A 24,973-nucleotide genomic window follows, 5' to 3' on the forward strand; every position below is an offset into this window, starting at 1 on the left:
CGTCATCCTTGGCTGAGTCAAACAACGGCTCTGTGGGGCTGGGGCGACCTCAGTGCGGCTTTGCTCACAGTATGGAGCCTAGAGCGGATTGTGCAAAGCGTCTGCCGGGCGGCGCCGGTAGGCAGTGACCACGTATCGTGATACAAAACCGGCAACAGTTCACAGTAATCGCAGGAGGCGATGTGACCGAAGCCGTGATTGATACCGCCGTGCTGAACGAGATGTTTGGCGATGACCAGGCGTTGACCCGGGCGATCCTGGATCAGTTCCGGCGCAGTGCTGCGCCTTATATGGTTGAACTTGTGAGCGCCATGGGTGGCCGCAGTGCCGATGGGGTGGGAGCGTTGGCGCACAAGCTCAAGTCTTCATCCCGCACCATAGGCGCCACGCCGCTGGGGGATTTGTGTGAATGCCTGGAGCAAGCCGCCAGGCAACAGGATTGGGAGGCCATGGTGCGGTTGCAGCCCGAGGTAGAGCAGATGCTGCAGCAGGTGTTGCAGGCGGTGGAGCAGGACAGTACCTCGTAAGCCGGTTGCGGCTGCTCGTTACCGGGAGGCTTGCTGGCGAAGTTACTCGGTAATCCAGCGCAGCGGCTCACCAAAGTCATCGGTGAGCAGGGTTTTCTTCTCGCTGTCGCGACGGCGGCGACGATTGGGAACGGCTTTCTTGCGCTGGCGTCTCGCCTCAATGGCCTGGATTTCCGACAACACCGGCGTGCGGGCTTGTGGTTCCGGGTTGCGTTCGATGTGTGGCGGTTTGGGCAGCGGCTCATTGCTGTCGCGACCACTGTGGCCGGGCTGAAAGCGGGCCACTTCGCCACCCAGATCGAGGTAGGCCTGTATCTGATTTTCGATCTCTTCGCGAATTTGCGCTTTGGTTTTGACCGGTTTAATCATGATTGCCGCAGTGGGGGTGGGAAAGCAGATCTTCTATTATGCCCCATACAGGCCCTTATGCATCCGCTTTTTGCGGGAAATTTGTACAGTAGCAGGGTTGGTGGTTCCGGCAATGGCTCTTTTGGGGGTGTCGCCCGGCTTCTGCACAGGCTGTCGTGCAGGTGACAGCGTTGAGGGCACTTACACGCTATTACCGGCGAGCTGATTGTTCATCGTATTTGAACAAACTGTTCAGGGCGGCCGTCTGATAGGCTGCCAGGATTTTTTCTACTATAGCGTCCGGTGTGCCGATGCCTGAGGTGTCGACTGCCGACACAAGCTTTCATGGAGCATAGAGATGTGGCGCAATACCCCTACTGGTTACGGTCGACTTAACAAGCTGTTGCATTGGCTGGTGGCCATAGCCGTGTTCGGGCTGTTCGGGCTGGGGCTGTGGATGACCAGTCTCAGCTACTACGACGAGTGGTACCGCAAGGGGCCTGACCTGCATCGCAGTATCGGTGTTTTGCTGATGCTGGTAATGGTGCTGAGACTGGCGCTGGTGCACTGGATGGGTAAGCCCAAACCGCTGGCGAGCCATTCGGTGCTGGAGGTGCGTATGGCTCAGCTGGTGCACCTGCTGATCTACGGATTGGTGTTTGCCATTGGTATCAGCGGCTACCTGATCTCTACCGCAGATGGTCGCGGCATCGAGGTGTTTAACTGGTTTACGGTGCCCTCGCTGGGCTCCTTCTTTGAGCACCAGGAAGATGTGGCCGGTGAAGTGCATGAGTGGTTGGCATTTGCCCTGGTCGGACTGGCCGTGCTGCATGGCCTGGCGGCGATCAAGCACCACCTGCTCGATAAGGACGACACCCTCAGGCGCATGCTCTGATTGACCCCTGACAATTTATTTTCCGGAGTAACTGATATGAAAAAAACTGCACTGGCTGCGGCCGCATTGCTGCTCTCCTGTAACACCTTTGCGGCGGAGTACGTGGTGGATACCAAGGGCGCCCACGCCTCCATCAACTTCAAAATCCCCCACCTGGGCTATTCCATGCTGTTGGGGCGCTTCAACCAGTTCACCGGTTTCTTCAGTTACGATGCCAATAAGCCGGAAGCTTCAAAAATCTCCGTAACCGTGGACACCGAGAGCCTGGATTCCAACCATGCCGAGCGTGACAAGCATCTGCGCAGCGACGACTTCCTCGATACCAAGCTTTATCCAGAGGCCACCTTTACCAGTACTTCGGTGCGCGACCTGGGCAACGACAAGTTGCAGGTAGTCGGGGACCTGACCCTGCACGGTGCCACCAAAAGCATCACCATTGATGCCGTAAAAATTGGTGAAGGTAAGGATCCATGGGGCGGCTACCGGGTTGGCTTCTCCGGCACCACCACTCTCAAGCTGACTGATTTCGGTATTCCCGAGCGTCTCGGCCCGGCGTCCACCGAAGTGGAGCTGGACCTGCATATCGAAGGGATTCGCCAGTAAGTCCTCCCCTACAGTGGCACCTCCCGGCAGGTGCCACTGCCGCGCGTCCCTGCTACCATGCCAGCATCCTGCCACCGCGTGGAGCTGAGCGTGTCTGTTCCGAGTATGTCTTTCCTGATCACCATTCGCCAAACACAGGCCGCTGACCTGGAGTTGCGTGTCGACGGGAATGAAACCTTGCTCGAGGCCATGCGCCGGCAGGAGTTGCCGGTGCGCAAGGCTTGTCGTAACGGCGGTTGCGGTGTCTGCCGCTGCCAGTTGGTAAGTGGCGATATCGACTACGGTGCCCGCTATCCTCACGGCCTGTGGCAGGCCGATATCGAGCAGGGGGTGATCCTGCCCTGCATTGCCAGCGCCCGCTCCGACCTGGTGTTGTCCGATCTCTCTTTTGAGCAATCCCGCCGGAGGTGATGTTGTGAGTGGCAAGCCGGCGCTGAAACGGGTTTTGACCCTGCCGCACCTGCTGCTCTACGGCTTGGGCACTACCATCGGCGCCGGAATTTATGCGCTGGTGGGCGAGCTGGCGGCGGTCTCCGGTTACTCGGCCCTGGCGTCGTTTGTGCTCGCCGCGCTATTGGCGTCCCTCACAGCCTTGTCCTTCGCGGAATTATCCGCCCGTTTTCCCTTTGCCGGCGGCGCTGCCACCTTTGTCCGTGAAGGTCTTGGCTCCCGCCACCTGTCGACCCTGGTGGGCCTGCTGGTGGTGTTGGCGGGGCTGGTCTCTGCGGCTGCCATCATCAATGCCATGATTGGTTATTTGTATCTGTATCTGTCGTGGCCCCGGTTGCCACTGGTGTTGGGCCTGACCCTGCTGTTGGGGTTGGTCGCCTGGTGGGGCATTGCCGAGTCGGTCACGGTGGCGGGGCTGATTACCCTGTTGGAGCTGGGTGGCCTGCTGCTGGTGATCTGGGTCAGTCGCGGGGCGCTGACGGGTTCGCTGGCAACGTGGGAGCCGTTGCTGGAGGGATTTCATGTTAGCCATTGGAGCCTGATTGCTGCCGGCGCGCTGCTGGGTTTCTACGCCTTTATCGGTTTTGAAGACATGGTGGTGGTGGCGGAGGAGGTGCGCAATGTGCGCCGCACCCTGCCGCTGGCGATACTGCTGACGTTGCTGATCACGACGCTGTTGTACCTGCTGGTCATGTCAGCCGCACTGCTTACCTTTACTCCACAGCAATTGGCCGGCAGCAGCGCCCCGTTGGTGGACGTCTATCGGGCCTATCATCCGGAGACGGCCTGGCTGATCAGCGGAGTGGGGATGTTTGCCATCGTCAACGGGGCTCTGATCCAGATCATTATGGCCTCAAGGGTGCTCTACGGACTCGCCAGTCGCGGCCAGTTGCCCGGTTGGCTGGCGCAGGTCGGTGCCCGTACCCGCACCCCGACAGCAGCCACCTTGCTGGCTTCTGTGATGGTCGCCCTGCTGGCTGTCCTGGGGCGACTGGGGGCACTGGCGGAAATTACCTCGGCGATCATGTTGAGTGTGTTTGCCATTGCCAATCTGGCGCTATGGCGGGTGCATCGCCGTCCGGATAAAGGTGCTGAAGAGCCCTGGTTTCAGTGTCCGCGATGGGTGCCGGTCCTGGGCATGTTTGTCTGTCTCTGGTTTGTTTTTCACTTTGCCACTGGTCTGTTGATCAGGCTTTGAGCCCATCTTAAAAGTACATATATATGTACAATCTTGTTTTTCTTTAATGAAAAGATATTTATTTTATGGCTTTTTTTAAGGGTTAATTTAATTTTTTTCGAATCCGAATTCTGATTTCTTATCTGTATATATGTACTTCGGAAGACTTATTGTTTCTTTGTTGATTGATTACATTTCTTAGCGATTCCCGGTGTGCGGGCGTCCTGGCGGCGGCTGATGCCCGCAAACCCCCGCAGTCACTGAACTTCTTGCCAAACGGTTGCCGGCTACCTGCAGTTGAAAGGGGTAGTTAAGCCGTACCCGCGTCTTCCTGGTGGATTGACCAGTCTGGGGAGCGTTCCTAGTATCGGCGCCCGCTGAAATCCGGGCAGGTGTTTATTCCTCCGCAATGGATCTGTCGTTGTGCTGCTGCGGGCTGGTCTGAACTCTGTCAGGCGACGAGATATAACAAAAAGGTAATGAGAGTCATGAAGTGCAATCGCGAACAATTTCGTCTGGCAGCCACGCCTGTGCTGCTGGGTATGGCCTTTCCCATGAGTGTGCCGGTACTGGCGCAGGAGAGTAGCAGTATCATGCTGGAGGAGGTGGTGGTCACAGCCCGTCGTAAGGACGAAAGTCTCCAGGATGTACCGCAGACCGTTAACGCTGTCGATGCTGAAACCTTCCAGAAACTTAACATCCTTAACTTTCAGGATATGCAGTCGGTTGTACCGGGTGTGACCCTGGATAGCGAAAACAACGGCTACACCAACCAGGCCAGTATGCGTGGTGTGAGTTACGACCCGACGGCGCAGACCTCGGCATCGGTTGAGTTCTACCTTAACGATGCTCCTGTCTCTTCAGGCCAGATCTTTACCCAGGTGTTTGATGTTGGCCAGGTGGAGGTGTTGCGTGGGCCGCAGGGTACCCTGCGTGGCCGCTCAGCACCATCCGGTGCCATTACCGTGCGCACCCGCGATGTCAATTACTCCGAGTACGAGGGCTACCTGAGTTCGACCCTGACAAACAAGGGCGGCAGCAACTATCAGGGCGCCATCAATATTCCGCTGGTCTCCGACATGCTGGCCTTGCGCCTGGCAGGTGTTATGGATGAGAGCGAAGCCAATCACGTTGACAGTGTGTTCAGCGATGCGGACTCTGATGCTGATATCAAGGGCTTTCGCGCCACACTTGGTTTTTCGCCCACCGAGAATATCGACTCGCAATTGATGCATCAGCGTATCTCCAAAGACCTGGTGACCTTTGAGCAGCAGGCCGGTCAGAATCGCTCCCTGCCACACCATGCTTCTGTCGGTTATGTGGCCCCGGAAGACCGCGTGAGCCTGATGGGCAGTCCCAACGATGTTAAAAACATTACTGAAGTGACGACACTGAACGTCAACTGGCTGGTGGGTGGACTGGAGGTCTCCTATGTGGGTTCCTACAGCGAGCTGGTGACCCGCTCCAATTCACCGGAGGACGAGATTAATTGGATTGCCGAAAGCGATGCAACGGGCTTGTCTGCGAGTCAGGCGGCATTGTTGGTGGATGAGTGGTATCAGAATCTGCACCTGATGCGGGAGACTCGCACCCATGAGCTGCGTATCTCTCCGGAAGAGCCTGTCGCTGACTTTTTCAGCTACACCGTAGGGGTGTTTTATGAAGAGCAGGAGGGGCTGAACCTGCTGGATCGTAACTCCTTGCTGGGAATTGTTGGCTCCAGTGGCACGCCGTCCGGTGTTCTCGTGTACACGCTGCCAATGGAGCGTCCTTCTGAGTCTGATGAGCTCTCCGGCTTTGTTAACGGCACCTTCTTCCTGAGCGATGCGACGGAACTCTCTCTCGGGGCGCGCCAGATTCGCACCCATACCAGCAACGAAACCTATATGCGTGGTAGCCGTATCAGCTCGGACTCCAGTGATGACAATGAACTCATCTGGAACGCATCTCTGTCACATCGCTTCAGTGATGATCTCATGACCTATGCCAATGCCGGTACTGCCGTGCGTCCCGCACCTTTGGGGACCCTGGGTATCCGCGCCCTGGCGACACCTGATGCAAATATGGAGAAGGTACTGTTTCGCGATAACGAGCGCTCTATCTCCTACGAGCTGGGTATCAAGTGGGATTTCATGAATGGTCGTGGCCGACTGAATGCGGCTTATTACTATCAGGAGTTTGATGGATTCCTCCACTACTCGCCTTCCATTCTCTACTTTGGCAGTAATGGTGTTGATGATTTCAACTTCACCACCAACGCCGATGCCGAGGTACAGGGTGTGGACATCGATGTCAGTTTTCAGCTGACCGAGGAGTGGACGGCATCAGCGGTGCTTGCCTGGAACGACAGTGAGCTGCAATCCGAGGTGCCCTGTAACGATGCGTCCCGCCCGCTGGATGCTAATAACCAGGTGAACTTTTGTGCTACTGGCGACAAGGCCAGCACCATGGCTGACTGGTCTATGGCCGTGCGTTCGGAGTACGCCTCCGAAGTGTCAGACGGTCTTGAAGGTTATGTACGCGGTATCTACTCCTACACACCGGAGAACGACAACCAGCATCAGTTCACGACTATCGACGCTTATGGTTTGCTGAACCTGTACGTCGGTTTGCGGGATGTTGGGGGTAGCTGGGATCTGCAACTGTTTGCCAAAAACGTAACTGGCGAAGAGCAGATGACCTCCCTTGAGGATCTGCAGATTGGCGAGGGCAGCTCGCTGGCGACCGCATTGGGCGATTCCGGTTACTACACTGCTCGCTCAACCCCTTTGCGTGAAGTGGGTATCAGCGTGCGTTACAACTTCGGATCCTGATTGTAAGAACCTGTGGGAGTGGCCAGATTCTCCTGGCTCAGGTCGCTCCCATCGGGGGCCCGCGAGGGTCAGTGTGTATCTTGCATCGTTTAGGTGCTTTGTGGCGGTGGAGCTCTCCGGAGCTTGCCGCCTTTTTTGTTCCTGATTTCTGTTCTTCCTGCAGTGCCTGTCTTCCAGGTGCTGGCCGTGAGGCTCCCGGCCAGCACTATCTCCTTTTTTCGTCAGCAGACCGTAGTTCGCGTCGTTTCCGTGGGGGTGGCCCCCAAGTGTGCAGTTGCCATCAGTCCCGCCGGGTAAATACGTCCTTTCTGCGGCCTCCTGGATAGCCTGACTCTCTATGTTCCCTGATGCGCTTCACCTGGTGATGGGGCTGGCGAGGCGGCTGTGCGGGCCTTTCTGGCCTGGGTATCGCGGGCCGTGAGGGGGTCTGCAGCATGCGGTAATGTGGTAAGGCCAATTGACCGGTTTTTGGTCGTTCTATAGAATGCCCCGCCGTATGTTCCCGGGAGGGTTCCGCAACTGCACCGTTTCGAGCGGTCGGCGGCCCCGAAAATACAGAAAGATAGCCGGGTCAACAGCTCCATGATGTACAGATGTAGGAGAGAGAGATGAAAGCGAACAAACCCATGATGCGTGGCGCGGCCGCGCTGGCCCTGGCCTTCCCGATGAGTATTCCTGTACTGGCCCAGGAGAGCAGCGGCTTCATGCTGGAAGAGGTGGTGGTAACCGCCCGCCGCAAGGACGAGAGCCTGCAGGATGTGCCCCAGACCGTAAACGCGGTGGGCTCCGATACCTTCGAAAAGCTCAATATTCTTAACTTCCAGGACATGCAGTCGGTCGTACCTGGTGTCAGCCTGGACAGTGGCTCCAACGGCTTCAGCACCCAGGCTACCATGCGCGGCGTCGACTTCAGCATTGAGTCAGGCGTGGCACCATCGGTTGAGTTTTACCTCAACGATGCGCCGGTAGAGTCCAACCAGATCTTCACCCAGGTGTTCGATGTGGGCCAGGTGGAAGTGCTGCGTGGTCCCCAGGGCACCCTGCGTGGGCGTTCCGCTCCCTCCGGTGCCATTACCGTACGCAGCCGCGCAGCCAACTTCGACAGTCTCGAAGGCTACGTGAATGCCACCGCCAACAACAAGGGCGGCACCAACTACCAGGGCGCCATCAACCTGCCACTGATCGAAGAGAAGCTGGCCCTGCGCCTGGCCGGTGTGGTGGACGAGAACGAAGTGGATGGCGTGACCAGTGTTTTCCACGACGTGGACCCGGATTCCGATGTTCAGGGCTTCCGTGCGACCCTGGGCTTTGCACCTACCGATAACTTTGATGGCCAGCTGATGCATCAGCGCATCAGCAAGGACCTGGTGACCAACCCTCAGTACGCTGGCCTGAATACCAGCATGGCGCACCACAGCGGCATTGGCCGGATCGATCCTGAAGATCGCAAAAGCGTCTTCGGCTCGCCTAACAAGGTAGAGACCGACCTGGAGGTCACCACCCTCAACCTGAACTGGCTGGTGGGCGGCTTTGAGCTGACCTACGTGGGCCAGTACAGCGAATACCAGAACGACGCCAACTCGCCTTACGATAAGGCCAACTGGATCAACGATTCCAACGGTGGCGAGTTCTCCCTCGGACCAATGGGCACTGCTGTCAATCGCGATGAATGGTTCCAGAACCTGGACCTGTACCAGCAGCAGGAGTCCCATGAAATCCGCATTACCCCGGAAGAGCCCATTGCCGACTTCTTCAGCTACACCGTAGGTCTCTTTTATCAGGAGAAGTACGGTCGCAACCTGCTGGATTCCAACACCATTCTCAGTGCTGATCTGAACCCGCAGCTGGGCGCCCTGAACCCGACTGCCAATGGCGGTGCATATATCCTGACCAACTACATTGATCGTCCTTCTGAGTCAGACGAACTGTCGGCGTTCTTTAACACCACTTTCTACCTGACAGACGCTACCGAGTTGTCCGCGGGTGTGCGCCAGATTCGCAGCCATATCTGGAACACTACCTACGTTAACGGCAGTGAAGTCTCCGGCGCGAAAATCAAGGGTGACGATAACGAGCTGATCTGGAACGTCTCCCTCTCCCACCGCTTCAACGATGACCTGATGGTCTACGGTAACGTGGGTACTGCTGTGCGTCCTGGTCCTGTCGGTGCCCTGGGCGTGAACAACCTCTCCACCCCGGACGCCAATATGGCGAAGGTGGTGGCTGATCGCGACAACGAGCGTTCCATCAGCTACGAAGTTGGCTTCAAACTGGACTTCCTGGATGGTCGTGGTCGCCTGAACGCTGCCTACTTCTACCAGGACTTCGAAAACTATATCTACTACTCACCAACCACGCAGTACTTTGGTACCAACGGTATCGAGAGCTTTAACTTCACCAGCAACGCCGACGCCGTGGTACAGGGTGTTGACCTGGATGCGACCTACCAGTTGCTGGAAAACTGGAACGTGGCTGCGGTATTCAGCTGGAACGAGAGCGAGCTGCAGAGCGCCGTGCCTTGTAACGATGGCAACCTCGACGGTCGTCCGGATCAGGTGGACCCGAGTGTCAGCGGTAGCCTCAATGCCGGTCACCAGATTGCTTTCTGTGACACCGGTGACTCCGCCAGCAGCGCCCCCAACTGGTCGGCGTCCCTGCGCTCCGAATACTTCACCGAAGTGTCCGGCGACATGGAAGCCTACGTTCGTGGTATCTACTCCTACTACCCGGAGAACGACAACAAGCACCGCTACACCACCATCGACAGCTATGGTCTGCTGAACGTGTTCTTCGGTGTGCGTGATATCGCCGGTGCCTGGGATCTGCAACTGTTTGCCAAGAACGTCACTGACGAAGTTGAAACCCTCTCCTACGAAGATGTGATGGAAGGTGCGGGCGGTACCCTGGCCAACTACGTGGGTGACTCCGGTTACTACGCCGTGCAGCTGACTCCACGTCGTGAAGTGGGTATCAGTGTGCGTTACAACTTCGGTATGTAACACCAGAACCTGAATGGGGCAGGCCGTTTTTCTGGTCTTGGGCCTGCCCCTATATTTAGGTGTTTTACCAAGGCCAGTGTGCAATCTTGTCATTTTTGCTTTATGCGGCGGTGTGCTCCCTGTGGGTATACCGCTTTTTTTTGCCTGAGCTATACAGGGGTGGTCTCTGACTGCTGATGAGGCCTGCTTTTATTGTCAAGATTGGTAAGGCCAATATTGACAGTCCAGCCTCTCCTGCCAGAATGAAAGCCCCTGTATTGGCCGTAGTGGCGATAGCGTATTCGCTTGCGGTTGAGGTATGGGGGAACAGGTCGCTGAAGGCTTTTCAGTGGGCTGGGCTACTGTTGCTTTTCCCGGGCATGCAAGCCGTTTTCCAGATTTTGCTTCAGAGTGATAATTCAGAGAGCGTTTGATATGAATAATAAATATTGGTCGGCCCGGAGTGGCTGGCAACTGTTGCTGGTGGCATTGCTGCTGCCATTTTTTTCCGTGGTACAGGCGGCGGAGAAGAAGGATGAACACGAAGCTGCCATGGACTTTTTCAAAGGTGAGCCGGATCAGGGCTACCCGGACATCAGTCCGCTACTGGTGAATGCCCAGGGCCGTGACTACCAGTCGCTCAACGGCATGTGGAATATCATGATTGATGAGGCGGGCATGGGCTGGCGGGTTATCACCAAACATGATTATTACGATACTGGTGAGATCTACCCCAAGACCGGCATGGAACTGCTGGAGCACAGTTTCGATGACCGCAAGCAGCTGCGTGTGCCCGGTGACTGGAACAGCCAGGCCCCGGAGCTGGATCGCTACCGCAGTCGAATCCTCTATCAGAAATCCGTCGATCTGAAGCCCAAAGCCGGACAGCGTTACTTTGTCCACTTCGGCGCATCCAACTACACCACTGACCTGTTTGTGAATGACAAGCTGGTAGGTCGCCACATTGGTGGCTATACCTCGTTCAATTTTGATGTAACTGATTTCGTGCAGAAAGGCAGCAACAACATCATTGTACGTGTCGATGCCAACCTGGATGAGACCACCATTCCCACCATGCGAACTTCCGACTTCTGGAAGTATGGCGGCTTGATTGGTGATGTCGGCCTGGTCACAGTCCCGGATACCTTTATCTCCCAATACCATGTTTACCTGAGCGACCGTGAGAAAAACGAGATCAGCGGTTGGGTGCAGCTGGCCGGCGGCAAGGTTGCCGGGCAAAAGGTCGAGTTGAAAATCGGCAAGGCCAGAGTGAAAACCTCTGCGGTGACCGATGCCAAAGGGCGTGCAAACTTTAAGGTGCAGGCACAGAAGCTTGATCTGTGGTCGCCCGAAAATCCTTATCTCTACGATGTATCACTGGCGCAGGGCAAGGAGCGCATCAAGGATCGCATCGGTTTCCGTACCATTGCGGTTGATGGCCTGAACATCCTGCTGAATGGCGAGCCCATCAAGCTCTACGGTATCAGCATGCATGCGGAAACTCCGCTGCACCCGGGTATGGCCTCCACCCACGAGGATGTGCTGGCGAGCCTGAAACTGGTGAAGGAGCTCAACACTAACTACATTCGCCTGGCCCACTACCCGCACAGTGAGTACACCCTGAAGCTGGCCGATGAGATGGGGCTGATGGTCTGGAGTGAAGTGCCCATTGTCTCCCTTATCGATTGGGAAAACGCCGATACCCTGGCAGTGGCGAAAAGCCAGGTGGCTGAGAATGTCACCCGGGATATGAACCGCGCGTCCATTATTCTGTGGTCCGTGTCCAATGAGAGTTTCCCCCAGACCCAGGCGCGTCTCGACTTCCTCACAACATTGGTGGAGACGGCTCGTTCACTGGATGACAGCAAGCGACCGATTACCTCGGCACTGGTTGGTGGTCAGGGTGAGGAGTTTGCCGAGCTCGGCAAAGCTATCTTCGCCGGTATCCTGCGCCATCCCAAACTGGCCGAAGCGGATCGCCAACGGCTGATGGCCATGGCCGCGAAAATGGCGGGTGGCAAGGCGCCAGCACAACCGTCGCAGTCTGAGGGTGAGCAGGTGATCGAAGTGGCGGTTACCGATGCGCTGGGTAAAGTGGTGGATGTGGCCGGTTACAACCAGTACTTCGGCTGGTACTACGCCAAATTTTTCTCCCAGATGACCCAGGTGGATCAGGGCATTGTGCGTGATGTGATCATTGACAACATCATGCCCCGTGTACGCTTCACCAATCCGTACGGCAAGCCGATGATCATCTCCGAGTTCGGAGCCGGTGCCAAAAAAGGCCTGCGCTCTGAAGAGGGATTGATGTGGTCCGAGGAGTATCAGGCCCGTGTGTTCCGCGCCCAGCTGGATATGTTGCCTCGCAGCGAATTTGTGCAGGGTATGTCGCCGTGGGTGCTGAAGGATTTTCGCTCCCATTTGCGTGAGTTGAACGGTATCCAGGACACCTACAATCGCAAGGGTCTGGTGTCGGAGACCGGTGAAAAGAAACTTGCCTTTGATGTGCTGGCGGATTTCTATCGCCAGCAGCAGGACAAGTCTGCCGACTAAACCTCGTTTGACACAGCAGCGGAAAATCATTTCCGCTGCTGTGTCTCTCTTCCCTGTTTTCTGTTGCCAACCTGTGGCAGATGTCTTGTACGTTCGTGCGGTGGCTATTGTGTGCCGTGCGTCGTTTTTACTTTCCCCTCCGTCACTCAGGCAGCTGTATATCCAGCCCGGCCAACAGGTTGTAATAGGCGGCTACCGTAAGTATGCCCAGCCCCAGCACCAGTATCAGGCGGTAATTGAAACCGTGACGGTGATACTTTTCCCTGTGTGAATGACGGGTAACGTCCATCATCTCATCACCAAACCAGATCGACAGGAAGGTGCCCAGGGCACTGATCAGCAGAATGCTCCAGTAGGGGAGGGGTTGAGTGAGTATCTGTTCCAGCAGGCGGGTGAGAAACGTCAGTGCGTAAGTGTCGCGGTACATCAATAGCATCACGATATTGATGGCGACGGCCACCAGCCACACCACCAGCTGGGTGGTGGCCATGCGTACATTAAAGAGTAAACGCACGGGAAAGGCGACAATAAACCCGCCGTCGGCGATGGGCGTGCAGAGCACGAAAAAACTCCAGCTCAGCAGCGCCAGCCCGAAGCCGGTGGCGGCATTGAATTTCCACGCCACGTAGAGAAAGTAGGCCACCAGCACGGAGATCAGGGCGAGAAATTTGAGCAGGCTTTCCAGGTGGGTCTGGTGGCTGTGGTGAAACCGGGCTGGGGTTCCGGGTAAAACCATGGTGCTGGTCTCCTGGTGCTTTAACGCAGCTTCGGCCGCTGGCAGGGTGTCCCGGGGTTGCCGGGTGTTCCGGTGTCGCAGCGCAGTGCTGTCGCCGTCAACGCGCGGATTGGTTACTGCTTCATTACCTTATGCCAGTTTACAGACACTTGCCAGAGAGCGGGGATGGTGTGGCGGGCTACCAGCGCCTGGTACTGTTATACGGTGCTGCCGGGCGGGGAGACACAGGCAAATCGAAGAGGGGCTTTGCAGCTTGGCGACCGGGACAGGTTGCGGGGACGGAAGCCCGGTTGCCCGGGCTTCCGTGGGACATTCATTTGATGATTACATTGTCCACATCGATATCATTGCCCTTGCCGTTTCCGCTCAACAGGGTGTGTTTCACTGTGGCACTGCCGGCGGGTTCCATGGACTGCTCTTCATCTTCCTCAATCCATTGGCCCAGCTTGATACCGTACTTGTTGTTATTGGTGGCTGTGGTGCGATTAAAGGAGGCGCTGATCTTGCCGGCGCCAATTTCGGTGTATTGAATACCGTCATCGCCGCTGCCGGTTACCGTGGTTTTGTGTACTTTGGCAATAATGTCGCCATCGTCTTCCTCATCCAGTTTGATGGCTTCGTCAGCATTGTTGGCGGCGGAAATGTTGCGCGCTTCCAGCAGCAGGTTGCCTTCGCCGGCCTCGTCAAAGTCCAGGCCTTCATCCAGGTTGTTGTTTACGGTTACATCGATCAAGGTGACCTTCAGGTCACCTTCGCCGGCTTCGTCAATGTCGAAGCCGTCATCCAGGTCTTCCTCGTTGTAAAAGCCGTTGTCGTTCAGGGTGACGTGAATCATGGTGGCATCGACAGCACCGGTACCGCCTTCGTCCAACTCAATACCGTCACCGCCGTTTTCGTTGATCCAGGTATTGATGATGTGTGAGCGAATGCTGCCTTCGCCACGCTCGTCCACCCGCACACCGTCAAAGTCGATAGCACCGGTGCCGTTGCGGAAAAAGATGGAGTTGTTGATCAGCAGTTCAACACCGATGGCGGAGCCGGAGTTGCCGTCATCAAACTCGTCCATGTTGTCATCAATGTGCAGTCCGAACAGCGCTGAATGGCTGATCTCCACGCGATTGAGGTGCACGGAGATGTCCTCACCGGTGGCGTTTTCGGGAATATTCACTACCAGGCCACGGGTGGCACTGTGACTGATGGTGAGGTGATTAATTTTGATGTCGGCAGCGGTATTGAAGACCAGGGTGCCGTCTTCGGTCATGGCGGTAAGATCCTCTGACAGGGTAAAGCTGCCGGCGTGGCTGCCGTCAATGGTGGCACCGTTACCTTCGATTTCGAGGGGGTTGCTACCGTTGTAGACCGCCGGGGCAGAGAGTGTGATGGTGGCATCCTTGGCAAAGACCAGATGGCCCGCGGTTGGATCGACAGCGGCTTGTACCAGTGCCTGTTGTAACGAGGCCTCATCGGTAATCGGGGTGGCGGCCATTACCGGTGCCACCAGAGTGGCGCCTATCCATAATACTGCGTGCAGTGACTTGTTCATTCCTTGCTCCCTGGAAGTGGATTTATATCAGAATGAAAACTGTACGGAGGAAATGTGACGCTTGTGTTGCCTGCGGGAGCGTCTGCAAACGGTTTCGCCTGCTGGCCAGGAGAGGTTTGGCGGCAGGGCCCTGGCGGCCGGGTTGCTGGCGCATTAAATCTCACATCCGCAGGATGCGGGCGGCAATCTCTGCTAAAACTGATGGGTGTTGCGGTGCACGGGTGTGGTTTTTATTGAGCAGGGTGTTTGATAAGTTGAATGTGGAAGTCGGGGCGGGGAGGGTGAGGTAGCAACATTTTTGGCTGTTACTCACCAAAACAATCGCGTGCTGGCTGGAAAATGGTTTTTGTGACCACATTCGGTCATTTTTAACCCTTGAGTAGCGGCTTGAGGATTGCGTACTATGCGCGGCTGCTATCGGGTCGGGCGATTATTTGCAAGACGTTATAGCAGCTATTTTAAAAACTTATAGATAAAAGTACAGCACTTTATGGTGGTTTTCGTACGCCATACCAAAGCGGTAATGCGCAGGTGTTTCGTCGCAGATAAAGTGCTGTCGATCAGGTTTTGCCTGATGACTTAGTAATTGTTTGGTTTGCAGCCTTGGGGATCGGGGCAGATTTTTTTGCAGAGTGCGCGGTGCAGTCGGGCCGCAAGGGAAAGGAAACGTGGCAGTCATACCTTCCGGTTTTGATCCGTCGGGTGCTGTCAGGAGTTCAATAAAATCAGGGCTGAGGCATGTACCTCTGTGCCCATAACAACAAGCAAGGACATCTTATGATTATTGGTATCCCGCGGGAGTTGGCTCCCGGAGAAACCCGGGTCCCTGTAGTACCTGCCTCGGTAAAACGATTTACCGACCAGGGTGCAGAGGTACAGATTGAGTCCGGTCTGGGCCTGGCCATCGGTATTAAAGATGACGAGTATGCTGCTGCCGGCGCCAGTGTGGTGACTGATCGTGCGGCACTGCTGGGAGGGGCGGACATCGTTCTGCGCCTGCGCAAGCCTGAGCTGGCCGAAGTCGCTTTGTTGAAGAAAGGATCGATCCATATCTCGTTCCTCGACCCCTTCAATGAGCACGCGCTGGTTGATGCGTTCCTCGAAGCGGGCATTACCGCCATCAGCATGGAAATGATTCCGCGTACTACCCGTGCCCAGAAAATGGATGCCCTTAGTTCGCAGGCGAGCCTTGCCGGTTACGCCATGGTGATCCTGGCGGCTGAGCGCCTGGATAAAATTCTGCCGATGATGATGACGCCCGCCGGTACCATTTCTCCCGCCCGCGTTTTTGTTATCGGTGCCGGTGTTGCCGGTCTGCAGGCCATTGCCACCGCCAAGCGTCTGGGTGCCCGCGTGGAAGCGTTCGATACCCGCCCGGTGGTGAAGGAGCAGGTTGAGTCCCTCGGTGCCAAGTTTGTCGAGATTGACTTGGGTGAAACCGGCCAGACTGCCGGTGGTTACGCCAATGCGCTGACGCCTGAGCAGCAAAAGCTGCAGCTGGAAGGCCAGAAAAAAGTGTGTGCGCAAGCGGACATCGTTATCACCACGGCGCAGCTGTTTGGTCGCAAGGCTCCTGTGGTGGTTACCAAAGACATGCTGGATGTAATGAAGCCCGGCAGTGTTGTGGTTGACCTCGCGGTGGAGTCCGGCGGTAACGTCGAGGGCTCGGTGCTGGGCGAAGAGGTGGATATCAATGGCGTTAAGGTCATTGGGCTGCCGAACATGCCAGGCCACGTTGCCGGCAATGCGTCCGACATGTACTCCGCCAACCTGCACAACCTGGTACTCGAGTACTGGGATAAAGAGAGCAAGTCATTCCAGCTGGACCTGGAAGACGATATCCAGCAGGGCTGTATCGTTACCCACAACGGCGAAGTGATCAGTGAAATGATTAAAAATGCGAGGGCAAACTAATGGAAGCTATCTATCTCTCCTTCATTCTGGTGCTCTCCATCTTTCTGGGATTTGAGCTGATCTCCAAAGTACCGGCAACGCTGCACACGCCGTTGATGTCCGGTTCCAACGCCATCTCCGGTATTACCGTGGTGGGCGCATTGACTGCCGCTGCTGCGGTGGTTGAGAACCAGCAGATCGCCCATATCCTCGGTGGCGCCGCAGTGGCACTGGCGACCATTAACGTGGTGGGTGGTTACATGGTAACTGACCGCATGCTGGCCATGTTCAAGAAGAAGCAGTAAGCGGAGCCGACAATGACTATCAATTTCCTGATTAATCTTTCCTACATCGTTGCGGCCATCCTGTTTGTCCTTGGCCTGAAAAAACTGGGTTCACCGGCTACTGCACGTCAGGGTAACCTGATCTCTGCCGTGGGTATGCTGATCGCCGTGGTGGCTACCCTGGGTGGTAAGGGCCTGTTGCCCTGGACTTACATCATCGCCGGTTTTGTCATCGGTTCTGCAATCGGAGCGTTTGCCGCCCGCAAGGTGGAGATGACTGGCATGCCCGAGCTGGTGGCACTGTTCAACGGCTTTGGTGGCGCTGCTTCCCTGCTCGTAGGTTGGGTTGCTACCTACGCCGCTGGCAACAGCACCTTTATCAATGTCACTATCATCCTCTCCATCCTGATCGGTGGTGTAACCCTGACCGGCTCCATCATTGCCTGGGCCAAGCTCTCCGAGCGTATGCCCACCAAGGCACTGATGTTCACCGGCCAGCAGATCTTTAATGTGCTGCTGGTACTGGCGATCCTGGGTTCGGCAGTGATGTTCTGCATTGAGCCTTCCAACCCTGTGTGGCTGTGGGCGATTCTCGGCCTGTCACTGCTGTTCGGTATCATGGCGGTTATCCCCATCGGTGGTGCTGACATGCCGGTGGTTATTGCACTGCTGAACTCCTACTCCGGTCTGGCGGCCTGTGCGGCCGGCTTCGTGCTGCACAACAACCTGCTGATTGTTGCCGGTGCGCTGGTGGGTGCGTCCGGTATCATCCTTACCAACATCATGTGTAAGGCGATGAACCGCTCCCTGAGCAACGTACTCTTCTCCGGCTTTGGTTCTGCGGTAACTTCCTCCACCAAAGTGGAAGGTGAGGTGAAACCCATTACCGCCGATGATGCTTACCTGATTATGGAAGCGGCCCGCAGTGTGGTGTTCGTTCCCGGTTACGGTATGGCGGTGGCCCAGGCCCAGCACGTGGTCAAAGAGCTGGCGGATCACCTGGAATCCAATGGTGCAGAAGTGAAGTTTGCTATCCACCCGGTAGCCGGTCGTATGCCTGGTCACATGAACGTGCTGCTGGCTGAAGCCAGTGTGCCTTACGATCAGCTGGTGGAGATGGACGATATCAACCCGCAACTGCCGAACGTGGACCTGGCGGTAGTGATTGGTGCCAACGACGTGGTCAACCCGGCGGCCAACAAGGACAAGGGCAGCCCGCTGTACGGTATGCCTGTGATCCGCGTTGACGAAGCCCGTACCGTGTTTGTGCTGAAGCGTTCCATGGGCTCCGGCTTCTCCGGTGTGGACAACCCGCTGTTTGTGGGCGACAACACCCGTATGTTGTTCGGTGATGCCAAGCAGTCACTGTCTCACATTGTGGGTGAGTTCAAGAGCTGATTGGCTCCTGGACTGCGCTGGTAAAAAGCCCCGCATATGCGGGGCTTTTTTGTTTTTGCGTCTGGCGATTGGCAGCAGTGTGTTGCTTGCCGACAGGGAGGGGAATACTTATGCGGGTGTTTTGGCGCGGACTTCCGGTTTGGTAAGGCCGTGCAGGAACAGCTGTACGCAATAGCGGATATGATCGTCCAGGTCCTTGATGTCGTTGTTGGCGATGCCGGTCATTATGCCCCTGGCGGGGACGCCTACCGCCATGCTGAGAAACAGGGCAGCGGTTGTATCCGGGCGCTCCAGATAAATATCACCCAGCTCGGCATGGTGCTCCAGGACCTCTTTGATAACCACGATGGTGGGCAGTGTGCTGAGGCGGTAGAAGACACCGAGCAGTTCCGGGAAGCGATGGGTTTCGGAGTTGACTATGCGCTGGGTTGATCGGCCTTTGGGGGTCAGGAAGTGGCTCACCCGATTGTGGGCGATAGCTTCCAGGGTGGTGGCGAGGTCATCGGTGATCAATGCTCTCAGCTCTTCCGGGGAGGGGGCGCACTCCACAAAGGCTTTCTCCAGTGCCGTTTTGAACAGCGCTTCCTTGTTGCCGTAATTGGTGTAGATGGTGCGCTTGGTCATGTGCATTGACGCAGCGATTTCATCCAGGGTGGTGAGGTCATAGCCTTTTTTCAGAAACACTTTCAGCGCCTTGTCGAGAATTTCCACGTGGCGCTTCTGGGCCTGTGCGGCGGTAGGGCGTCCGGCCTTCGGACGTGTTGTCGTTGATCTGCTCATACCGGAGATGGCTCTGGGTTCCTGTTTATTATTTATTATGTTGCGGCAGTCCGGATTCCCGGGGTGCGTCACTGCTGCACAGTCCCAGGCAAATGTTGCCTGCCCGTTATCTTAAAGAATCACAACGATACTCTTCAATACAGAAGCAATACGAAAGCAACATGGACACGATCCAGTGCTGCCCTCTGTGAGCCGGCCCCTGTTTGTGGCTTTCGCGTGCTGCGGACGTGACTACCCGACCAGCCGCGAGAGTCGCAGCTTGACGCCACTGTGCAGGAATCCTAACATATAAAGAAACTGGTCAGTATCATTATGCCGGTTAAATAACCCTACCGAATAATAACAGCGGCCGCAGCGGCCCAATCATAGCCATAGCCAGACGCGGTGACCTCCCAGTACAGGATTCACATTGCGGACTGGTGTTACCGGCTGCCCGCCAGAGGCGGGCCCGCTGTCAGGCCCATAACCGGGAGAGAGTGCAAGTCATGAGCAGAAAAAGGTTGTTGGGCCTGTTAGCCCTGGTCCTGAGTGCCGCGTGTAATGCGACGGAATTTCAGGGAAAAATCGGCCGCACGGAAGCCGATTCGACACCGGACTGGCCGGCGGAGCCTGCACCTCCGGCCGCTGCTCCCAATATCCTGGTGTGGTTGCTGGATGATGTGGGTTTTGCCCAGCTGGGTAGCTACGGAGGACTGACTGAAACAGCCACTCTCGACCAGCTGGCGCAGAGCGGCGTCCGCTTTACGGATTTTCATGCAACGCCACTCTGCTCCCCCAGCCGGGCTGCACTGCTTACTGGTCGTAACCCGCACAACGTGGGTATGGGGGCGCATGCGGTAACGGCGACCGGATACCCGGGCTACAACGCACGGGTGCCGGATTCGGCGGCTACCATTGCCCGGATTCTTAAAGGAGTGGGATACGCCACCTATGCCCTGGGCAAGTGGGACCACCTGCCGGTTGAGCATACGACCGCAGCAGGACCGTTTGATTACTGGCCCAGTGGCCAGGGTTTCGAACATTTCTATGGCTTCCTGTTACACGAGGCGAATCACTTCCAGCCGACTCTCTGGCGTGATCACACGCCGGTGACCGATGTGGACCTGAACAATCCCGATTATCACCTGACAGAAGATCTTGCTGATCAGGCGATCCACCAAATACGGGAATTGAAGGCGATCAACCCGTCCCGGCCCTTCTTCATGTACTGGGCCACCGGCGCCGTACACGCCCCGCACCATGCACCAGCCAGCTACCTGGAAAAGTACCGCGGTAAATTCGACAAAGGTTGGAACGCGGTTAGGGAAGTGATACTGGCGAAGCAGAAGAAGTTGGGTGTTGTCCCTGCAGATGTAGCGCTACCGCCGTGGCCGGATGATGTGCCGGCGTGGGAGAGCCTGAGTAGTGAACAGCAGAAAATGGCCGCGCGCATGATGGAGGCGTTCGCCGCGATGCTGGACCACGCCGATGATCAGTTCGCCCGTATCCTGCAGGCTCTGGACGACGTTGGTGAACTGGATAACACCATCGTGGTGGTGCTGTCGGATAACGGCGCCAGCGCCGAGGGTGGTTTGACCGGCACGTTTAATGAAATGTTGTTGGGGCGGGTGTCCTGGGAAGACAACCTGCGTCACTACGCGCAGTGGGGTGGGCCGGAGACCTATCCTCACTACCCGGTGGGGTGGGCTGCGGCAGGTAACACCCCATTCCGTTATTACAAGCAGAGTGCATTCGAGGGCGGCAGCCGTGTACCGCTGATTATCTCCTGGCCCAAAGGCATTAAAGAGCGGGGGGAGTTGCGTTCCCAGTACCATTTTATCAGTGACGTCACCCCGACCCTGCTGGAGCTGGCCGGAGTTAAGGCTCCGAAAACGGTGGCCGGGGTTGAGCAGCAGCCACTGGACGGAGTGAGTTTCGCCTACGCCATTCACGATGCGGAGCAGGCAACCCGCAAGCAGGTGCAGTATTACGAATTGTGGGGTAACCGTGGCGTCTGGTCCGATGGTTGGAAGGCCAATTTGCAGTTGCGTCCCCGTCCCTGGGAGCACTCCACGCCGGCGTCGGTAGATGCTGCTCCGTGGCAGCTGTTTAACCTTGCCGAAGATTTCAATGAGCAGCATGACCTTGCGGACCGTGAACCACAGAAACTCGAGACCATGGTAACGCTGTTCCGGCAGCAGGCGGCGATAAATAACGTCTATCCTCTGGCGCCTGATTATCTTACGGCTTCCGTTAACCGCGTGAAAAAACAGTTGGCGGATCGTCAGGGTATTTTTGAATATCGCCAGGGCAGTGGTCGCATTCCGACGGTCATTGGGCCACCAGTAAATCAATTGCCTTTCACGTTGAAAGTCTCAATTGATAACCGGACGCCGGTTAAGGAGGGCGTGATTTTTTCCGTTGGTGGCAACGGCGGGGGGATGGCGCTTTACCTGAAAAATGGCCGACCGGTATTGGCCTTCAGGCACCTGCTCAACGGTCTGACCGAGATCAGGTCGGTCAGGAAAATTGAGCGCGGAGAGAGTGTGATCGAGGTTGCCATGGAAAGACCGCAGGGCTCTCGTGATGGCATTGCCACTCTGATGCTGGATGGTAAGCCAGTTGGCAGCGGCACCTTCAAAGGCTTGTCTGCGCTGCTGCCAATGGAGGAAACCTTCGATGTGGGTGCCGATTACGCCAGTCCGGTAGTGCCAGGTTATCCGGCGCGCTCGGCTATACCTCCGGGTTTTATCAAGTCGCTGCGTTTTCAATTCCCGGTGGCGCAGGAGATTAATCTCCTCGGGCACTGAGCCACAGTGTGCCGTGGCACTGCTGTCGTCACTGTTATTTCTAAAGGAAATTATAAAAACTAATTAATATTTCCTTAAAACCTATGCGTCAGTGGCAAAACCTGTTCCCGGTGTTCCTGCCGGGACAATGCTGAATATTTCGGGACATTTAGGTGCTGCGGTGTGTTGACAGCGCATCTGGCGGTCGGCTAGATTAACGATACTTGCTGGTATCTTTAATTTTGATCATCACAGATGCCATAAATACAGCCCGGCATTAGCACCTGAATCTGAATAAATATAAGTGCACCAGGGCAGTACAACCTCCGCTAAAACTTTGCTGAATTAATAATTACAGAGGCAGGTTGAGGGTGGCGGTTTTGGATTAACAGAGACTCAACAGTAGTAAGTTTTGCATTCCGTGTGGGAGCGATGTCGCTGCGCGGGGTGGCGGGACTGCGGTTGTCCAAAGTCTGTATGAAGCCGTTTCCCTCTTACTGTTGAAGCTTTACGAACAAGCCAGGCTTTCCAGCGTTGAAATCACGTATCGTAAGGCCTGGCCTGGTCACGACAGGAGTTGTGACAGGACGCCAGGCAGGCATGCCATTTTTATAAAATAAAAAAACAAAATAATAACGCGGCAATACAATAAAAAGCGGGAGCTACCCTCATGAGCATGATGAAAAATTCCCTTTCCGAAGTTATTCGGAAACATAACAAAATGACCGGCAGATACGGTGCGGCAATGATGCCGGCACTGGCTTTGGCGGCTGGTTTTTTATCCGCTTCGGCAGTGCACGCACAAGACGGAGCACCGACCTCCCGGAGTCTGGAAGAGGTGGTGGTTACTGCCACCCGGCGGGAGGAGGGACTGCAGTCCATTCCCGCCAGTATCGCGGCGGTATCCGGCGATGACCTGCAGAATGCCGGTATTACCGACTTTAAAAGTTTGACCGGCGCCATTTCCGGCCTTGACCTGGTGAGCCCGTCATCCGCCATTGCCACCGGTATCTACATGCGCGGTGTGGGTACCGGCGGTACCAGCCCGGCTGTATCTTCTGTGGGTGTCATGGTGGATGATGTCTATCAGATCGTTCCGGGTGTGGCTTTCTCTGAAATGTTCGACGTGAGTCGTGTGGAAGTATTGCGTGGTCCGCAGGGCACACTGTTTGGTAAGAACACCACCGCCGGTGTTATCCGTGTCTATACCAACGACCCTGATACCGAAGAGTTTTCCGGTAAGGTGCAGGCTGTGGCTGGCAATTACGATGCGCGTGAAGTTCGCGGTGTCGTGAATGTGCCCCTGATCGAAGGCAAGATGGGATTGCGTATCAGCGGCTTTAATGCCGAAGCCGACGGTTATACCGACAACGTGTTTCTCAACAAGGATACCCGCAATACCGATCGCGAAGGCTATCGTGTGAAGTGGCTGTGGGATGTTACCGATACTTTCCAGGTCAAGCTGAGCGCCGAGGACACCAACGACTACTCCCGTATGGACCAGAGCAATGTGTCCGGTGGTGTGGGTACGGATGGCAGTGTCGGTTATGACATTATCCAGAGCGGCCCTGGCAGTCTGGGCAAGGCGACTGATTTTGTTCTGGGTGAGGTGGAGACCGACGTTGAACGCTACATCTTTAACATGCGCTGGGATGTGCTGGGTCATACCCTGACCACCATTTCTGCTGTGGAAGATATCACCACTTACCTGAAGAGCGACCAGACCGAAAACTCCAACGAGCGGGTGCTGACCCCAAGACCCGGTGGCAGCTACCTGGAGAACATTGGTAATCGCGATATTGAAACACACGAAATCCAGTGGGCCTCCGATTTCGATGGCGATTTCAGCTACCTGATCGGTTACTACTGGCAGGAACAGGATTCCGATAGTCTCTCCTATATCGACGGTGTGCTGGTCTCTCCCACCCCGCTGCCGGAAAAGAGCGAAGCCGTATTTGCCAGTACCACCTACCAGTTTAATGACCAGTGGGCCGGTACGGTCGGTGTGCGCTACACCGAAGATGAGCGCAGCGGTAAAAACAGTGCACTCAATCCGCCTGCACAGGATCGAGTACTGGGACCAAATTTTTATCTGTATCGGCCGAGTTCAGACCTGACGGTGAAAACCTTCCGCGAGACCACCTACTCGCTCAAGCTGACTTACCAGTACGATGATGACACCATGTTCTACGTCGCCCATGACAAGGGCTTCAAGTCCGGTGGTGTGCAGCGGGAGTTTGGCGAGTCCTGTCTGACTGCCGGATCCACTCCTCCTGCGGACTGGTCAGCACTGCAGGCATCCGGTGGTTGTATCGATCCCGATATCGCCTTCTGGGAGCCGGAAACCTCCTACAACTATGAGTTCGGTATCAAGAGCCAGATGTTTGACAACACCCTGCGCCTCAACGCCGCACTCTTCTACCAGACCTATGAGGATTTCCAGGTAACACAGAACCGTCCGGACAAGAACAGCGTGCTGGTGACCAACGCGGCGGAAGTGGAATCCATGGGTCTCGAAACCGAGTTTACCTGGCTGGCCACCGATCACCTGACCTTCAATGGCAGCTTGAGCTACGTGCAGACCGAGTACGACAAGTACGAGGATGCCCCCTGTGGCCTGACCGAGACCAGTTGTGATACCGGTGTGCCCGGCAATGGCACTTCAGACTTCTCCGGCAGAACCCTGGATCACGCGCCGGAGTGGACCTTCAACGTGGGTGCCGAATACCGCGACGTGATTCCAATGATCGATGGTCTCTCCTGGTTTGGTCGTATGGACGTTGTCTACAAGGACGACCAGAACCTCAACGTGGATCAGTCCCGGGAAGCGGAACAGGACGCCTACACCCTGCTTAACGCCCGCCTGGGTATCGAGCCGGAGAGTGCCAGCTGGCGCGTCACCTTCTGGGGTAAAAACCTCACCGACAAGGAGTACCTGATGGATGCCGGTGTGGCCACCAAGGGTGTGGCACAGCGTCTGGCTCCACCACGCACCTACGGGGTGACTGCGGACTACTTCTTCTAAGGGAAGTACCAACTTTTTCAGCGTGTCTTTGAAGCGTTTGGGGCTACTGTTGGCAGTAGCCCCTTTTTTTGTTTGCAGGCTGCCGCCGCAATCATGTGGTTTGCGGGTGTGCAGAAAGTGGTACAGCGGAATCGGGCGGGTTTTGGCTGCTGGTGTTACGAGCCACAACGAAAAAAGGCTGATCCTTGCGGATCAGCCTTTT

Annotated in this window: 17 protein-coding genes; 13 read left to right on the top strand and 4 right to left on the bottom strand. The window is 56.2% G+C overall.

All coding sequences use genetic code 11. From position 1 onward, the window contains the following. Positions 1 to 182 precede the first annotated feature (182 nt). A complete protein-coding gene (locus GSF27_RS12875; protein WP_160969714.1) occupies positions 183 to 527 on the top strand; it encodes an Hpt domain-containing protein in 345 nt (114 codons plus the stop codon). A 42-nt stretch (positions 528 to 569) separates the two neighbouring features. On the opposite strand, the gene GSF27_RS12880 is transcribed toward GSF27_RS12875, so the two are convergent. Next, positions 570 to 896, bottom strand: a complete 327-nt coding sequence (locus GSF27_RS12880) for a hypothetical protein (RefSeq protein ID WP_160969716.1) — start codon at positions 894 to 896, stop codon at positions 570 to 572. A gap of 337 nt (positions 897 to 1,233) precedes the next feature. On the opposite strand from GSF27_RS12880, the gene GSF27_RS12885 reads away from it, so the two are divergent. From GSF27_RS12885 to GSF27_RS12915, 7 genes are all read left to right on the top strand, one after another. Further along, complete coding sequence (locus tag GSF27_RS12885) at positions 1,234 to 1,770, top strand: cytochrome b (RefSeq protein WP_160969718.1); 537 nt, start codon at positions 1,234 to 1,236, stop codon at positions 1,768 to 1,770. Between the two features lie 36 nt (positions 1,771 to 1,806). Next, complete coding sequence (locus tag GSF27_RS12890; RefSeq protein ID WP_160969720.1) at positions 1,807 to 2,373, top strand: YceI family protein; 567 nt, start codon at positions 1,807 to 1,809, stop codon at positions 2,371 to 2,373. Positions 2,374 to 2,463: 90 nt separating this feature from the next. Then, positions 2,464 to 2,784, top strand: a complete 321-nt coding sequence (locus GSF27_RS12895; RefSeq protein ID WP_160969722.1) for a 2Fe-2S iron-sulfur cluster-binding protein — start codon at positions 2,464 to 2,466, stop codon at positions 2,782 to 2,784. Positions 2,785 to 2,788: 4 nt separating this feature from the next. After that, positions 2,789 to 4,021 (top strand): amino acid permease, encoded by a 1,233-nt coding sequence (locus GSF27_RS12900; RefSeq protein WP_160969724.1) that lies wholly within the window; start codon positions 2,789 to 2,791, stop codon positions 4,019 to 4,021. Between the two features lie 467 nt (positions 4,022 to 4,488). Continuing rightward, entirely contained in the window at positions 4,489 to 6,813 is a 2,325-nt protein-coding gene (locus tag GSF27_RS12905; protein ID WP_160969726.1) for a TonB-dependent receptor, read from the top strand. Between the two features lie 608 nt (positions 6,814 to 7,421). After that, a complete protein-coding gene (locus GSF27_RS12910) occupies positions 7,422 to 9,812 on the top strand; it encodes a TonB-dependent receptor (protein WP_160969728.1) in 2,391 nt (796 codons plus the stop codon). A gap of 414 nt (positions 9,813 to 10,226) precedes the next feature. Next, on the top strand, positions 10,227 to 12,344 hold the full coding sequence (locus GSF27_RS12915; RefSeq protein ID WP_160969730.1) for a glycoside hydrolase family 2 protein: 2,118 nt from the start codon (positions 10,227 to 10,229) through the stop codon (positions 12,342 to 12,344). Between the two features lie 142 nt (positions 12,345 to 12,486). Here GSF27_RS12915 and GSF27_RS12920 read toward each other — a convergent pair whose 3' ends face one another. Both GSF27_RS12920 and GSF27_RS12925 read right to left on the bottom strand, forming a co-directional pair. Next, on the bottom strand, positions 12,487 to 13,080 hold the full coding sequence (locus tag GSF27_RS12920) for a hypothetical protein (protein ID WP_160969732.1): 594 nt from the start codon (positions 13,078 to 13,080) through the stop codon (positions 12,487 to 12,489). Between the two features lie 313 nt (positions 13,081 to 13,393). Next, the gene (locus GSF27_RS12925) at positions 13,394 to 14,623 is read right to left on the bottom strand and encodes a hypothetical protein (RefSeq protein WP_160969734.1); all 1,230 of its coding nucleotides are present in this window, start codon (positions 14,621 to 14,623) and stop codon (positions 13,394 to 13,396) included. A 777-nt stretch (positions 14,624 to 15,400) separates the two neighbouring features. On the opposite strand from GSF27_RS12925, the gene GSF27_RS12930 reads away from it, so the two are divergent. From GSF27_RS12930 to GSF27_RS12940, 3 genes are read left to right on the top strand one after another with little or no spacing between them, the layout of a single operon-like run. Next, positions 15,401 to 16,537: a Re/Si-specific NAD(P)(+) transhydrogenase subunit alpha gene (locus tag GSF27_RS12930; RefSeq protein WP_160969736.1), complete on the top strand. Its 1,137-nt coding sequence runs from the start codon at positions 15,401 to 15,403 to the stop codon at positions 16,535 to 16,537. After that, positions 16,537 to 16,821, top strand: a complete 285-nt coding sequence (locus tag GSF27_RS12935) for an NAD(P) transhydrogenase subunit alpha (protein WP_160969738.1) — start codon at positions 16,537 to 16,539, stop codon at positions 16,819 to 16,821. The genes GSF27_RS12930 and GSF27_RS12935 overlap by 1 nt, the downstream gene beginning before the upstream one ends. A 12-nt stretch (positions 16,822 to 16,833) precedes the next feature. Next, on the top strand, positions 16,834 to 18,198 hold the full coding sequence (locus GSF27_RS12940; protein ID WP_160969740.1) for an NAD(P)(+) transhydrogenase (Re/Si-specific) subunit beta: 1,365 nt from the start codon (positions 16,834 to 16,836) through the stop codon (positions 18,196 to 18,198). Positions 18,199 to 18,306: 108 nt separating this feature from the next. On the opposite strand, the gene GSF27_RS12945 is transcribed toward GSF27_RS12940, so the two are convergent. Then, a complete protein-coding gene (locus GSF27_RS12945) occupies positions 18,307 to 18,978 on the bottom strand; it encodes a TetR/AcrR family transcriptional regulator (RefSeq protein ID WP_160969742.1) in 672 nt (223 codons plus the stop codon). Between the two features lie 485 nt (positions 18,979 to 19,463). Here GSF27_RS12945 and GSF27_RS12950 point away from each other — a divergent pair, with 485 nt between their 5' ends. Continuing rightward, positions 19,464 to 21,767 (top strand): arylsulfatase, encoded by a 2,304-nt coding sequence (locus GSF27_RS12950; RefSeq protein WP_160969744.1) that lies wholly within the window; start codon positions 19,464 to 19,466, stop codon positions 21,765 to 21,767. A 772-nt stretch (positions 21,768 to 22,539) separates the two neighbouring features. Further along, on the top strand, positions 22,540 to 24,771 hold the full coding sequence (locus GSF27_RS12955) for a TonB-dependent receptor (RefSeq protein ID WP_160969746.1): 2,232 nt from the start codon (positions 22,540 to 22,542) through the stop codon (positions 24,769 to 24,771). Positions 24,772 to 24,973: the final 202 nt, after the last annotated feature.

The organism is Pseudomaricurvus sp. HS19 (assembly GCF_009857815.1).
Taxonomy (GTDB): Bacteria; Pseudomonadota; Gammaproteobacteria; order Pseudomonadales; family Cellvibrionaceae; genus Pseudomaricurvus.

Coding starts and splice junctions, on each gene's coding strand:
- GSF27_RS12880 (WP_160969716.1), bottom strand. CDS start 896: ATGATTAAACCGGTCAAAACCAAAGCGCAAATTCGCGAAGAGATCGAA.
- GSF27_RS12885 (WP_160969718.1), top strand. CDS start 1,234: ATGTGGCGCAATACCCCTACTGGTTACGGTCGACTTAACAAGCTGTTG.
- GSF27_RS12890 (WP_160969720.1), top strand. CDS start 1,807: ATGAAAAAAACTGCACTGGCTGCGGCCGCATTGCTGCTCTCCTGTAAC.
- GSF27_RS12905 (WP_160969726.1), top strand. CDS start 4,489: ATGAAGTGCAATCGCGAACAATTTCGTCTGGCAGCCACGCCTGTGCTG.
- GSF27_RS12910 (WP_160969728.1), top strand. CDS start 7,422: ATGAAAGCGAACAAACCCATGATGCGTGGCGCGGCCGCGCTGGCCCTG.
- GSF27_RS12915 (WP_160969730.1), top strand. CDS start 10,227: ATGAATAATAAATATTGGTCGGCCCGGAGTGGCTGGCAACTGTTGCTG.
- GSF27_RS12920 (WP_160969732.1), bottom strand. CDS start 13,080: ATGGTTTTACCCGGAACCCCAGCCCGGTTTCACCACAGCCACCAGACC.
- GSF27_RS12925 (WP_160969734.1), bottom strand. CDS start 14,623: ATGAACAAGTCACTGCACGCAGTATTATGGATAGGCGCCACTCTGGTG.
- GSF27_RS12930 (WP_160969736.1), top strand. CDS start 15,401: ATGATTATTGGTATCCCGCGGGAGTTGGCTCCCGGAGAAACCCGGGTC.
- GSF27_RS12935 (WP_160969738.1), top strand. CDS start 16,537: ATGGAAGCTATCTATCTCTCCTTCATTCTGGTGCTCTCCATCTTTCTG.
- GSF27_RS12940 (WP_160969740.1), top strand. CDS start 16,834: ATGACTATCAATTTCCTGATTAATCTTTCCTACATCGTTGCGGCCATC.
- GSF27_RS12945 (WP_160969742.1), bottom strand. CDS start 18,978: ATGAGCAGATCAACGACAACACGTCCGAAGGCCGGACGCCCTACCGCC.
- GSF27_RS12950 (WP_160969744.1), top strand. CDS start 19,464: ATGAGCAGAAAAAGGTTGTTGGGCCTGTTAGCCCTGGTCCTGAGTGCC.